This window comes from Microcoleus pseudofavosus SVA1_A4 (assembly GCF_036700565.1).
Classification (GTDB): domain Bacteria; phylum Cyanobacteriota; class Cyanobacteriia; order Cyanobacteriales; family Microcoleaceae; genus Microcoleus.
In genome coordinates, this window is the sequence record NZ_JAUBPE010000123.1 from 1 (window position 1) to 13,252 (window position 13,252).

Genomic DNA, 13,252 nt, shown 5'->3' on the forward strand with positions numbered 1-13,252 from the left:
GTTGTCGCCACCGCCAGGGCCTGCTGCTGAGAAAAATGTTGCTTTTGCTGGGACTGGAGTAGATGCGCCCCATACCAGTGTTGGCAAATCCGCTGCTGTCGCAATTTGTACACCTAAAGCGGTTAAACTCGCCTGCGTAATTGTGGCGATCGTTTCGTTTGGGATGTTCCAAGCGTACTTGATGCCGCGAACGGTGACGTATACAGTCGTTGCCCTAGCTCCTGATGCAGGTACAAGGCCGCGTTGTTTTGTGAATTTTTGCACCTGCCATCCGGCTGTTTTCGCAGCAGTGATCACCGCAGCAGCGCTCGAAATAAAACTAGAATTCCAGCCATCAGCCGTTAAGATGCGGGCGCGTCTGGGTTTGGGACTGTTGCCCCCTTGAAAGGCTAGGGCGGGCGTTGTTGCAGGAACAACCGTGTGACCAAGTGCAGTCCGAGCCACGGCATCAACATTGGTCGCGAAAACATAAATCAGGGAATTGTCTAGAGGTACCGATACGAGTACCTTATTATCATATTTGTTTAAGGGCATAAATACCTCGTTACTTACTGCCTACGATATACAGCCCCTTAAAGACTGTCAAGAGCTGAAACGCTTTTGAGATAAGGGTTTTAGGTATCGCTAGTTATCTCGGAAGACTTAAATGTTCCGAGATCGTTTAAACAACCTTTAAAGCCTTTTGTAAAGTTTTGTTAGGGAGTCGTTTTTGACTCATTGCAGTCGCTCGTCTACTCGCATCCTTGCTTCACGCGAAACCAGAATTAAGGTTTCTTTGGTCATTGGAAGAACTAGCTTTGCCCAACGGAAAGTTATATTTCCAGTTTGTCTTTGGTTTGGCAATGCCTTGTCTTCGCCGATCACTTTTTTTTTCGGCTGAGTTATAGGGTACTTTCTGGCTGGATTTCTGGACGCTCCCACACCCATATAAATCTCATCAAAAGTGTGACCCCTGATTGCTAATATATTTTTAAATACTCGTTCCGCCTCTGAGGCCGAGTTTGCAAGCAGCCAAAGCTTGTAACCTAGCGGCCAATTATTATAAGTGTATGATCCGCGCCCGCGTGCGATCGTGTAAGGCTTGTCAGGTACGGGGTTGAAAATTCGTTCAATGGCTTTAGCGTAACGCTTGATATCTGCCAAGCTAATCACGGATTTACCTGGTAACAAACCCTCATATTCAATCTCATCCATCAGTCGAAAACTGATCTCAGATTCCAGAGGAGTGCCATTTCGGCCACTAGCAGGAATCTCTCTAAAATAAAGTGATATATACGGATGTTTTGATAATTGCGAAATATCAGATGTCAAGCGTGGCTTACTGCCTGAAGCTTCCCCGCCACCCCCTTTTTGATTCCACCAATTGAGAATTTCTCGCGCAATATCTCTATAAGACCCCGAAAATATTTGCCACTCGGTTTTGCGTTTGCGATCGGGTAAAAACTGAACGACGTAAAAATCCCAAGCTACGGCAGTTTTATCGGGTTTCATTTCAATAATTAAAGGCCGATTTTCCTTCGCCACTCCCGGCCAAGGTTCCTTTGCTCGCATTTTTTTGAGCTCAGCGGAACCTTGGAAGCTTGGGAAGCCATTTTCAAATTCTTTCGCCCACACCGAGAAGTTAAACGGCCCTAAACCCCTCGCACCTAAAAGCTGATCGGTCGCTCGCAGCATTGACGACTGCAGGGCGATCTGAGCTTCATTACCTGCAATTATCAATGGAGGCTCATCATCTAAGCGGCCAAAATCTAGGCTGTAAACATCGAAGTATGATCGCTCCTCATAATTTACGGGAATCGGTTGACCCTCAATAAAAGTAGGAGCCTCGCGCTTGTTAACCTCTTCCGTAATCTTGCGCTCAAATTTGTCGTAATTTTGCGGGTCGCTTCCTCCCTTGGGCGTTGGTGTTGCCATAATTACCTCTACGTTTTAGCTTTGGGTTTGTAGACAATTCTGCCCTCAATTGAAATCTTTTTTAACCGTGGGCGATCGTTCCAAGCTTCTCCAAAAGCTTCTTTGCCTTGAATTGACTTATCTTTTGATGCTAACTGAGAAGTTTGAGCAAACCCATTATTAAACTGTTCGACATAGGTTGTCATGTCGCCGATGCCCGTCGCTAGGCGAATTTGGCGCCGAGTATTAACATCTAAAAAAGCAGTTAGCCGGAGTTCTTCTTCAAATACACTGTTAACCCAATTGTCGATATTTTGCCCAATCTGTTGGTTGCTTAGTAGTTGTCCGCTTTGGGTTAATCGAGGATAACGTTGCCCCGCAATTGGTACTCTAATTGTAGGACTTCTAGGAGCCATAATTTAATTCCCCTTATTAAGAAATAGGTTGTCTGACCAATTCTGGCAAAAATTCCTGAATAGATTCGCCAAAACTTTCTACAGCATTTTCTAATAATGCGGCAATATCTTTATTCTTAACCGCAATAGCTTCGAGTTTTTTGCTGACGTACAGGCTAGGACTCCAAGCCGCTTGTCCTTTTTCACCCCACAGTGCCACTGTTTTTGCTCCCCCTGGAATCAATTTAATTAATGGGTGATTGGGGTCTTTTTTGGCAATTGCTTTTAACCACTTACGGGTACTTCTATAAAATATTTGCCCCATCATTCGCAGCCCTGTAAAAAAAGCGGTTCGTGCTAAAGTTCGCAATTGTGACATTAATTGCGTTCGCGCTTCTTCATTTAAAGCTCGAAATACAATTCCGATTTTTGTCATATTGATTTGAACCCTTGGAATCTTAAAAACTCCGCCACTAAGAAAACTAGCTAAACCCGCGCCTAACGTTTGCCCCGCAGCGGCGTACAGCGAAGTGATAGAACCCTCCAACTGTTTCTCAATTTGTTCGTCGGTTTGGTTGAAGTTGAAAGCATAGGCTAATTGCTGGAATCTAAGCATTCCCGTAATTACTTCGGGCCCTGCACCTAATAGCACTCCGCCTCCGACGAATAGAGCCGAAAGAGCGCCAAATATTGCCAAGCCCTGACCTTCGGCGGTGTTTGATAATTGCCCCAAAGATTTTCCGGCCACTTCTACTAAGGAGCCAATTCTTTTTTTAATCTCTTGTTTTCCTTGCCCGAATAACTCTCGCAAATTACCCATAATTGCGTTGCCAATTTCTTTGGGCAAGTCGCTTCTTAAAGCTTTGGTAATAAAAGCCTTTAAATCGTCAAACCCCTTTTTTAAGTCAAATTGTGGAATCTTGAACCAACTAAATGTACCCTGAATCTTAGAAATCCAACTTTCATCAACACCGCCATACACAGTGGCAGCACTACTGCTTTGGGCGGCATTAAATTTTATATCTTTTCCTGGTGGCTTGGTCGCCATAGTCTCTCCTATTTATTTTTTAGTTTTTCTAAGTCGGCTCTGATTAGTAACAGTAAATCGAAAATATCCTGTTTGCCTGAAAAAGTATCAACCAAAATCGGATTGTTTCGGATTTTCAAGAACTCAGGAAGCATTGCCTCCGTACTTATTTCGGTGTTGGCGTCTATGCGGTTGTCGATCGCGGCACCTTTCCCACCCTTTCCATTATTGCCCGGTTTTCCGAATCCCTTACCCGATTTCGGTTTTTGGGGTGCGACGCCGGCCTCGATATTAAAAGGCGTTGTTATTTCGGTTTCTAGCGGTTCTGTCTCGCCTCCAATCATATCCTTCAAGCTTTCAACGCTGCCCGTCAACTGAGCCATATTGAAGCTCTGCTGCACGTTCAACCAAGCTAAGCGGTAAAGAAAATTTGTGAGGGTATCAACGTCCGCATTAGCATCCCAAACCTGAGCCATAAGAGCCTCGAATGCTTGAGTAACGCTGGGGAATTGATTTGTTATGGATTGGTCGCCAGCGATCGCATTATTGATATCTTTGATACTCAGTTTGGGCGGGTGAATGCCAAGGTGATCGATCTGTTGGGCGATCGCTCTCATCAAGCTCGGATAATCCATCAAGATTTCCTCACCCTGTCCACCCGGCATCCGCCAAGCCCAAGGGAAAGTCATTTTTTTTGCAAGAATTTCTTTAACTGCCAAAACTTCCATAAGATCGGCAATGTCGGCAGACATAGATTCACAACATGAGTCAGACATAGATGGTTGATTTCCGGCTGATGGTGGTATTACGGGCACTGTCTTACCTGATGGTGGTATTACGGGCACTGTCTCACACACTTTTATACGTCTAGTTGTTTTCGTTCCATATTGATCATAATTGCTTCCAGCGCTGCTATTAAACGTTTTAATCCAAGCTTTTAAACTTTCTTGACTACCATAAAAAAGATATCCATATTCTCCGCCGACATCGCCATAACTATAATTTTGTGGTGTTGCAGTATAAGAACTCTCCCCTTGCCGACTAAAAGAACTAGCACTTGATAACCACCGAATACCCGCCTGAAAATTAAAACTTGCAAAAGGATCGTGTCTAGACACTATTCTTTTAGCGAAACCGCTCCGCCCTTCCCTAGTGTCAGTTGTTTGCACTTCTGTAGTATCCGTATAAGATACACCGCTTATATCAATACTGCCATCGGGCAATCGTTTGTTTTCTAATCCGTTTATTTCGACAGTGACTAAACTCGTTTGTTTTCCGTAAAAGTAAGTAATCTCACCAACAACCTGACTACAAACAGCAACATAAGCCAACCCCGTTCCTAACATATCAGTACCATCGCTAGAAAAATCAGTTGGTGATAGCGTTGGTGCTGACGGCTCTGACGGCTCTGGTGGCAACTTACAACCCGGATCAGGATAAACGTGCGAATCAACAACTTGGCCTAATATTTTTCGAGTCTCTACAACTACGCAATTTCTAGCCTCAACAATAACCTCAAGCCCACCGAAATTGTAGTAAATTTTTCCGCCTTCTCTTCCCCAAACTATCTTTTGCCCAAAAATTGCGACAACTATACCGCCGCCGTAGTCGGTGGAGATTCCAAGTTGACCGATGCCACCTGCATTCAAGCCAATCTCAACCCCTGTAGGAGTTGCGCCAATCACTCCCACGCTTTGACCGCTTGATTGAGTTGCGCCGATTCCTTTCATTCTTTTTCGTTCTCATACAGCGATATAAATATCTGATTAGAAAATCTAGTTAATACTTCCTTTATAAATTCATCGAGAGGCTCAGGATTAACACCTTTTTCTAGATAGTTTTTGGCAATTTTTGCCAAAGTAATATCACCTAAAGACGTAAAAACTTTTGGATTTATTTGATTTGCCGGTGGCATCTCATTGGTCAAATTCTTTATTCGACCCTCTAAATTGTCTAAGCGACCGACTAGCCTGCGATACTCCTTTGTGTGTCTAGCAGTTTCAATTGCCTGCCGCTCAACAAATTCAGTTAATGCTGACAAATGGGCTTCAGTTGTCCACTCCTCACCATTATCTAATCTATACAAAAGTTTTCCATCTAATTCATCTTGCTGAATTTTCATAAAACTTCACAAATAAAACTAAAGTGTAATTATTGCCCGCCAACATCCACGAACCGTTAAAATATCGTTTCCTGTAATCGGTAGTTCAATACGGCGGCTGATATCTTTATCTCGAAATCTAACTGCTAATTGTGTGGTTTGCCCAAATATATCAACAGCGCCCTGAGTAAGAAAAGGGTTTTTAAGATTGGCATAATTAAAAATATTTCCATAGTTATGCAAGTCTTCTATGCCGATTATCTTCCAAGTATCTGCAGAATTTTTCCGTTGAAGTACGGTTAACTCAAATCTCTTGAAATTACGAACTAATTCTTTGGCAGATATAAGTTTGTCGTTTTGTGTGGAATTTGGCTTAATTTCTGGCGCCGTCGCCTCTGGTAAACTGCGAGCGTAGTAATTTAGCGATAAGTTTTCTATAAAAAATTGAAAACCCGGCTTGCTGTAAAATATGGGCGGGGGATTTATCGTGGTAGGTAATGCAGCATACTGAGCAATCCACCCACACAAATCGGTATAAATTGCCCCGCAATCTAAAATAATTTGTGGTGTCGATATCCCCTGCAAGTCTAGAAGAATGTCACCGGTGTAACTCCTACCTTCTTTTTCGTCACTCATAGCAGATAAGTCCGGGCAGTATCTTGAGTGCCACCATTTGGGAGCAAAGAAGTTTGATAAGGTAGTTTAAATGTGCCCTCAAAAATCCTTAAATTTGCGTCGTATCGAGCGGTTATGTAATTGAATCTATCTGGGTTGAAAGTGCTATCATTCTCACGCTGTACCAGCCACAGCAGCACTTCCAGGGTGTAGGCGGTAGGCGATATCGAACCAAAAGTGCCCCCAGTACCTCTAATAAAGGTTAGCCCCTGGTAAATTTCACTAGCACTCAAAACCAAAGGAGCGGGACTGAAATTAGCTGGGATTTTCCAAGTACCCTCAAAAAACTTATTGTTGGTGTCAGTATTTTTACTTCCAGTAAAATATTCTTCCCCGTTGGGATTGATCGCCTGATTTTCCTCCTGAAGTTGCCACCATTGGAGTAATTGGAAAGCCTGCCCCTCTGCTGTTGTTGCTTGAATTGTTCCGCCATCTCCCGGGGTGATTACTGCCATACTTGCAAAATATAAATAGTATACTAATACTATCTTAAATCTCTAATTACACAATATGGGCTTAGTACGCACTTTCACTCAGCAACAGCAACAAACTCGGCTACCCAATAGTGCAGTGCCGACCAATCCTTCGCTAGGTACCGCGCCTAGTATTATTGGCATCGATCGCGCCACGCTGAAAAACCGCTGTACTTTCACGGTGTATAACTCCGGCTCTCTCCCTATGATTTTGGGGCACGGCAATACTGTCTCCCTTGTTACGCAAGTTGCACGACTTGAACCCACAGACTTCTATTATGAGGAGCCGGCCGCTTGTTTTCAGGGAGCAATTGCAGCAATGGCGATCGGGGGGACAACCACTATCAATTGTGAAGATTTAATAATAATTTAATGCCACTAATTAAGAAGCAGCGAGCGATCACGGCCGCCGATCTCCCCCCGGAGAATGCGATGGATGTCGAAGTTTCAGCAGCGATTAACGCGCACGCTGGTGCAACTGATCCGCATCCAATTTATTTGACACAACTAGAAGGCGACGGGCGGTACAGACAAAGTGCGACGGCCATTACTGATGCGGAATTGCCAGCAACAATTGCTCGTGATACAGAATTTCAGGCTGCTGATACGGCCCACGTAAATGCAACAGATCCGCATACTCAGTACAGGCTAAAATCTGTAGCAATTACCGATGCCGAGTTGCCAGCAACAATTGCCCGCGATGCAGAGTTTCAGGCGGCTGATACGGCCCACGTAAATGCAACAGATCCACATTCGCAATATCTCAACAATACGAGGGGCGATGCGCGCTATTTGGGCATAACTGCAAAAGCTGCGGATGCTGAAAGTGTAGATGGAATTGATAGCAGCCGGATAAACTTTGGCTCAAACTGGTCTAAAGCCAGTGGGGCTGGCGTTAATCTCGAAGCTAATTTTACTACGTCAGGTTTTATTGATTGTTACTACGGCGGGGGAACCTTCCCCCCCTCAATGAGTCACGTTCATGGATTCCAAGTAAGGCACGATAATATTACCAATCTGTGGGGAATGCAGGCGGTTTGCCAGTACAACATCAATAATGAATTCTATTTCAGGACGATAAATGGAGGCGTTTGGCAGCCGTGGCGACGGATTTGGAATGACGGAAATTTTGATCCTGCCAACCACGCTCAAACTTTTACTGCGACAACAAAAGCAGTAGGAACAAGTATCGGGGGAATTGCAACTGCCAACAACGATCCAGCCAATAACTGCGGGCTAGAAGTTCGATCGGCGAATCCTGCTTCTGCCGCTTATCTTTCCCTGCATCGTCTGGGAATTTATGGTATCCACCTTGGGCTGGATATCAACAATCAATTATCTGTGGGTGGCTGGAGCTTGGGAAATGTTAGCTATAAAATTTTTCACGAAGGATCACCGTCACAAATAAAGGCCCCGTTACCCACTGCACTTGTCGCCGGCAACTCTTTTGTACTCTCATGGAATTCTGTGCAAATCGGGCAAGGTACGGCCGAATTGTGCAATTATTCCGGCAACGGCGGGGGCGACGCCTTTAATTTTTTTCGCCTTCCCGGAAACCCTAATGCTGTGCCCACTATATCCAATCGTGTCGCCAGAATTGACGTAAACGGCTCGTACTTCCAAACATCCGACAAGCGGGTAAAAAGTGATTTTTCACAGGCTCCAGGACTGAGTGTTATTCTTGCGCTTTTCCCTCAAAAATACCACCATTGGGAATACCTTGGTATAGATGATAAGAAATCGTTGAAACTTGGGAAAATCTTTAAAAATAAGATAGGTTTTATAGCTCAGGAAGTGCAAAAAGTTTTACCCGAAGCAGTAACAGCGACAACATCAGAGGAAGAGTTGTACGGTATTGACTACTCTTGTATTGTAGCTTGTGCTGTGCAAGCTATTCAAGAATTAGAATCGCAGATCAAGGAATTGCGATTGCAGTTAGCGACAATTAACAAATAGTTAACAAATGCTTTCGTAATCGAACGGTCGTGGGTTCAAATCCCACCATCGGCTTTGGGGTTTCAGCCATTTTTGCAAAACAAAAGCAACACATTTAACGATTCATTAGGTTTGTAGTAAAAACTTTAGTCATGATTCATTGATTGATAAAAAGAGGACTTGTATTCCTCACTACAAACCTGACATCGTATTAAGCTGTGGTGCATTTAAATTGTATATTTCAATTCCATATTAAAACTCAGAGAATCATTTCCCCCTCGCACATAACAGACAATCTAGACGCGAGAAAAACTTAGTTCGGGGGCCGGGGGAGGCGAAAACTCAGGGGACTGAGGATTTGATTGAGAGTTCGCAGTTGTTCCGCAGTTCCCAAACAAATCAGCATATCTCCTCCTTCGATCGCAGTTTCTCCCGTAGGCCCCACAATCAAAGTCCCGCCAGCGCGCCGCACCGCCAAAACCAAGGCGCCCGACTGCGATCGCAACTTGGCATTTCTCAAAGTTTGCCCGACGTAGACACAACTATTGGGATCGACCAGAAATTCCTCCATGTAAAAAGAACTCTCGGTACCCGTCAAAACACCGTCTAAAAAATCCATAACTTGAGGCCGCAAAGCCGCCGCCGCCATGCGCTTTCCGCCGGTAATGTAGGGGGATACGACGGCATCGGCACCGCCCCGCTGCAACTTCTTTACGGCTTCTTCTGTGGTGGCGCGGGCGATCGCCCGTACCTTCGGATTCAGAGTTTTCGCTGACATGACAGTGTATAAATTCTCGGCATCCGAAGGCAAAGCTGCTACTATGCAAATTGCCCGATCGATCCCCACACTCAGCAAAATTTCGTCCAGAGTCGCGTCTCCTTGCACAGCCGTGTACCCCAGCGCCAAAGCTGCCTCAACCGACTGTATCGCCGAATCTATAACCACAAAAGAGATATATTCGGCCTGAAATTCCAAGGCAATTTGGCGGCCAGTGCGCCCAAAACCGCAGAGAATGTAATGCCCGATCAAAGAATCTACCAAGCGCCGCTGCTGCCTAATTCTTGCTCCTTCTTGAAAATATCCTTGAATCAGCGCTTCTGTAAAGCGGTTGACGATGAAACCAATCACAATCACGCCCATCAAAATCAGGCATATGGTAAACATTCGCCCGCGTTGGCCGAGGGGCTGAAGTTCACCGTAGCCGACAGTTGCTAAGGTAAATACTGTCATGTAAGCGGCATCGAGCAAAGACCATTTTTCCACCTGCCAATACCAGAGAGTACCCGTGCAGAAAATGCCGCCAAGGGCGATGACTCCGCCTGTTAAGTCTTTTTGCAGGCGCTGGTACTTTTGCTCTAGAGTTGAATACACCGATCGGGCTGACCTATTACCTATTAGCTGCTACCAATTGTAACCATATCAGCCCTAGACCTAGAGGCGGTCAAAAAGCCAGTTTCTGCCTAGATGCTTTGCTGCCAAACTCAACATTTTGACCGAAAGCATCGAGGATACAAGCCCCCGGATTCATCCGTGGAGAAATAAAAAACCTGTATCCGATGAAACTTGCCCCCCGAATTTATCCGTGGGGTCAATGCTTCAATTCTAAAATCTAAAATCTAAAATCTAAAATCTAAAATTGATTGACTCTTAACCGGGGTTTTTTTGCCTAATGCCTGACTGAGTTTCAATCCCGTCGCAGAGGTGGCGATTGTTTTGATTTGCGATCGGATTTGTCTGAAAATAATTGCGGGCGACATTGCAGCCCTGCACCAGCAAATCGTCAAGATTGAGATTCCACAGCATCACCGTACCGTCAGCACTAGCACTTGCGATCGCCTTGCCGTCTGGACTAAAACTCGCACTCCAAACAGCATCCTTGTTACCTTTTAAAGTTTTGAGCAATGTACCGTCAATATTCCACAGCCTCACCATTTTGTCTGTGCTTGCAGATAGCAACATTTGGCTGTCGGGACTAAAGCTGATATTTGTCAATCCACTTGTATGCTTTAAAATACTTAGCGGTGTGCCGTCTTTGCTCCAAATTATCGCAGTTCCCCCAGCACTTGCCGCCGCCAGCATTGCTCCGTCTGGACTGAAAATTACACTCATAATTTTATCACTTTCAATCTGTAAAGTTCGGAACAATTTGATATCGGTGCTTGCTTCGATTGACTGCTGTTTTTGCAACTTTTCCTTAATCTTGCTCAAACTCCAAAGTTTAACAGTGCCATCAGTACCAGCCGCAGCAATTATCTGACCATCTGGGCTAAAACTCGTGCTGGTTATCCAACCTCGCTCTACTTGAAAACTTGACAATTCTTCACCGTTGATTTTCCATAGTTTCACAGTTCCATCGACACTTGCTGAAGCAATGATTTTACCATCTGGACTAAAAGATACGCTTGTTACTTGACCGCTGTGTCCTTTTAAATTATGAATTAATTTGCCATTTTTTTGCCAAATTTTGAGAGTTTTGTCGTCGCTGGCTGAGACAATGAGCTGACCGCTAGGATTGAAGATGGCATTTCTAATTTTATCAGTATGGCCAGCTAATGTTGCTTGCAAAGTTCCCTTAGTTTGCCAAAGTTTGATATAATTATCATCGGTAGCCGTCACAATTGTTTGACTGTCGGGACTGAAACTCGCGAAAGCAAGGGTACTGGCTTGACTCTGCAAGCGGCAGCGTTCCCGAAAGCTGTAAACTGCCTGTTCGAGGGCGATCGCCACTCGCATCTGAATATCTGAACTCACTCCGAGCGATCCTTTCATTTCTGTAACAGCTCTAATGCTTTCTAGCAAAGCTTCCTCTTTTTTATCCGCAGCCAAGAGCGTTTCTGATAGCAAACTGAGAGTGAGAATTTTGTTGTTTCTTTCTTCGATTGACGGTTTAACCCAAAAGGCTGCTATCAGAATTAATATTAATATTGTTGCGGCTCCTGTAACTGTTTGCACTCTCAGTTGTTGCTCGCGCCAAAGTTTAAGTGCAATCACTTTTTTCTGCTTTTGTGCTTCGCTTAGTTCCTCTAGTAATTTTTTTTCGCGACGCAGTTGTTCTATTTCAGCTTGATGCTGTTTTTCTTGACAGCGGAACTTAGCAAATTCCGCTTCTTGACTCGCATTTAAAAATTGATAATCTTGGGTACTCAAGCTTTTATTTGCCGCCCATTTTCGCGCATCTTCCAGTGCTTGACCGCGCAACAATCGAGATTCTTCTTGACAATTTGTAGCTATCCATGCTGTTAGAGATTCGGCATAGGGGCGCAAGTCGCCGAGTGCTTTTTCTACCCAGTTATGGCTGAATATAGCTGCGTAAATGCGGTTGGATACGGTTAATTTTCCGGCTCGTTTTACTACTAATCCGCTCAGCTGCAATTCAGTTTGTTCGGGAGTATCATCGGCGCAGATCCCCCCTGCCCCCCTTAACAAGGGGGGTTCTGAAAGTGGCAATATTTTTTGGTATAGTCCTAATAACCTACTGGCGCGGTGCTGACTTCTGAGAAGGCGATCGCGAATTGTTTTGATGTGTACAGGTTCATCGGATGATTCCCAATTATCAATAATATGAGATTGCACTATCTCGCTAATTAATAATTTATTTGTATTGATAATTTCAGTTCGGTTTTCATCCGTTAAATCTGATATAATAGAAGCGGAGGCTAAGCTTTTTATATGGTGCAGAATCAGCTTGCAAAGCTTTTGAGTCAGAAATGGCTGCCCTCCAGTCCAGTCCAAAATCTCTTTTAAAACCTCTTGAGGATTGTCTACTTGTCCCTCAAATCCCTTTGCTAAAGGCAGAGCTTCTTGTAAGTTAAAACCGTGCAATTCAATAGCTAAACCGATATTAAAAGGCGTGCGAGTTGCATCGCTAATTAAATCCGATGGCGTAGCTACTCCCAGCAAAGCAAATGTAATGCGCTGGTATTCTGAATTGTGAGCCCGTTTATTGTAGCAACATCTAATTAATGCAAAGAAATCGTCTAGCGGTTCTTGGAAACTCAGAACGCTATCAATTTCATCAATAAAAATGACCAGGTTTTGAGAAATTTTGACCAGCAGCAACTCTTCAATTAACTCTCCTAAGCGCTGCACTGGCGACATCAACTCTCTCTCCCGCCACCAAGTCATAAACTCGACTGGGTTAAACAGGTTGAAACTGCACAATAGTTTGTAAGCGACCCCGCCGTACCACTTATCCAGAGAGACTTGCTGGTTGCCAATGTCCGAAAGGTCGATCGTAGCACAGGCAATGCCATCAGCGGAGAGCTTTTGTACAGTTCGCACCAGCAAACTGGATTTGCCCATTTGTCGGGAATTGAGTACGTAACAAAACTCTCCCGCTTTGAGGGCTTGATAAAGTTCTGAGTCAGCTTGGCGCACTACATAAGTAGCTGCATTTTGCGGGAGACTGCCGCCGATTTGATATTGGTAATCGACTGTCATTATATTGTCTAGAGTTAGATTATTTGGTTACTTCTGTTGTGCCTTTACCGCAAGCAATTTTACCATTTTCATAGGTGGGTTCGGCTGGTTTACTTGTACCAGCCGAATCAGCTTGGCACAATATGGATGCTGTTGTCATTTTATTTTTAGCAGCCTTGGCATCAACTTCTTTACCAGGAACTACAAAGACACCGCCGATACAACTTTTAAGTTCTTGCTTGGAGACTCCATAATTACAATACTCCGGACAGTTTTTAAAGAGGGATACGATCGCTTTTGCAGCAGAGAAGTGAAGAAAGTGAGTGCAATCTG

The 13,252-nt window shown here is 44.4% G+C and carries 12 protein-coding genes and 1 pseudogene; 2 read left to right on the top strand and 11 right to left on the bottom strand.

Going from position 1 to position 13,252, the window contains the following annotated elements; all coding sequences use genetic code 11:
- The 8 genes from QUA02_RS31500 to QUA02_RS31535 form a co-directional block, all read right to left on the bottom strand.
- Positions 1-534, bottom strand: a 534-nt coding sequence (locus tag QUA02_RS31500; RefSeq protein ID WP_333033593.1) for a hypothetical protein, incomplete at its 3' end; no start/stop codon positions are given.
- A 180-nt stretch (positions 535-714) separates the two neighbouring features.
- On the bottom strand, positions 715-1,914 hold the full coding sequence (locus tag QUA02_RS31505; protein ID WP_333033596.1) for a hypothetical protein: 1,200 nt from the start codon (positions 1,912-1,914) through the stop codon (positions 715-717).
- Between the two features lie 8 nt (positions 1,915-1,922).
- Positions 1,923-2,309, bottom strand: a complete 387-nt coding sequence (locus QUA02_RS31510; RefSeq protein WP_333033597.1) for a hypothetical protein — start codon at positions 2,307-2,309, stop codon at positions 1,923-1,925.
- Between the two features lie 16 nt (positions 2,310-2,325).
- Positions 2,326-3,336 carry a hypothetical protein gene (locus QUA02_RS31515; protein ID WP_333033599.1) on the bottom strand — a complete coding sequence of 337 codons (1,011 nt, stop codon included), beginning with the start codon at positions 3,334-3,336 and terminating at the stop codon, positions 2,326-2,328.
- An 8-nt stretch (positions 3,337-3,344) separates the two neighbouring features.
- Complete coding sequence (locus QUA02_RS31520; protein ID WP_333033600.1) at positions 3,345-5,000, bottom strand: hypothetical protein; 1,656 nt, start codon at positions 4,998-5,000, stop codon at positions 3,345-3,347.
- A gap of 41 nt (positions 5,001-5,041) precedes the next feature.
- Entirely contained in the window at positions 5,042-5,437 is a 396-nt protein-coding gene (locus tag QUA02_RS31525; RefSeq protein ID WP_333033601.1) for a hypothetical protein, read from the bottom strand.
- An 18-nt stretch (positions 5,438-5,455) separates the two neighbouring features.
- On the bottom strand, positions 5,456-6,052 hold the full coding sequence (locus QUA02_RS31530; RefSeq protein ID WP_333033604.1) for a hypothetical protein: 597 nt from the start codon (positions 6,050-6,052) through the stop codon (positions 5,456-5,458).
- Positions 6,049-6,546 (bottom strand): hypothetical protein, encoded by a 498-nt coding sequence (locus QUA02_RS31535; protein WP_333033605.1) that lies wholly within the window; start codon positions 6,544-6,546, stop codon positions 6,049-6,051. The genes QUA02_RS31530 and QUA02_RS31535 overlap by 4 nt, the downstream gene beginning before the upstream one ends.
- Positions 6,547-6,601: 55 nt before the next feature.
- On the opposite strand from QUA02_RS31535, the gene QUA02_RS31540 reads away from it, so the two are divergent.
- Positions 6,602-6,937 (top strand): hypothetical protein, encoded by a 336-nt coding sequence (locus QUA02_RS31540; RefSeq protein ID WP_333033606.1) that lies wholly within the window; start codon positions 6,602-6,604, stop codon positions 6,935-6,937.
- Positions 6,937-8,520, top strand: coding sequence for a tail fiber domain-containing protein (locus tag QUA02_RS31545; RefSeq protein WP_333033607.1), 1,584 nt, complete (start codon positions 6,937-6,939; stop codon positions 8,518-8,520). Before QUA02_RS31540 ends, QUA02_RS31545 begins: the two co-directional genes overlap by 1 nt.
- 292 nt (positions 8,521-8,812) lie before the next feature.
- Here QUA02_RS31545 and QUA02_RS31550 read toward each other — a convergent pair whose 3' ends face one another.
- The 3 genes and pseudogenes from QUA02_RS31550 to QUA02_RS31560 all read right to left on the bottom strand — a co-directional run.
- A complete protein-coding gene (locus tag QUA02_RS31550) occupies positions 8,813-9,871 on the bottom strand; it encodes a potassium channel family protein (protein WP_333033609.1) in 1,059 nt (352 codons plus the stop codon).
- 276 nt (positions 9,872-10,147) lie between these two features.
- Positions 10,148-12,940 carry an AAA-like domain-containing protein gene (locus QUA02_RS31555; RefSeq protein ID WP_333033611.1) on the bottom strand — a complete coding sequence of 931 codons (2,793 nt, stop codon included), beginning with the start codon at positions 12,938-12,940 and terminating at the stop codon, positions 10,148-10,150.
- Positions 12,941-12,959: 19 nt separating this feature from the next.
- Positions 12,960-13,252, bottom strand: a pseudogene (locus QUA02_RS31560) (hypothetical protein); the annotation flags it as partial.

Coding starts and splice junctions, on each gene's coding strand:
- QUA02_RS31505 (WP_333033596.1), bottom strand. CDS start 1,914: ATGGCAACACCAACGCCCAAGGGAGGAAGCGACCCGCAAAATTACGAC.
- QUA02_RS31510 (WP_333033597.1), bottom strand. CDS start 2,309: ATGGCTCCTAGAAGTCCTACAATTAGAGTACCAATTGCGGGGCAACGT.
- QUA02_RS31515 (WP_333033599.1), bottom strand. CDS start 3,336: ATGGCGACCAAGCCACCAGGAAAAGATATAAAATTTAATGCCGCCCAA.
- QUA02_RS31525 (WP_333033601.1), bottom strand. CDS start 5,437: ATGAAAATTCAGCAAGATGAATTAGATGGAAAACTTTTGTATAGATTA.
- QUA02_RS31530 (WP_333033604.1), bottom strand. CDS start 6,052: ATGAGTGACGAAAAAGAAGGTAGGAGTTACACCGGTGACATTCTTCTA.
- QUA02_RS31535 (WP_333033605.1), bottom strand. CDS start 6,546: ATGGCAGTAATCACCCCGGGAGATGGCGGAACAATTCAAGCAACAACA.
- QUA02_RS31540 (WP_333033606.1), top strand. CDS start 6,602: ATGGGCTTAGTACGCACTTTCACTCAGCAACAGCAACAAACTCGGCTA.
- QUA02_RS31545 (WP_333033607.1), top strand. CDS start 6,937: ATGCCACTAATTAAGAAGCAGCGAGCGATCACGGCCGCCGATCTCCCC.
- QUA02_RS31555 (WP_333033611.1), bottom strand. CDS start 12,940: ATGACAGTCGATTACCAATATCAAATCGGCGGCAGTCTCCCGCAAAAT.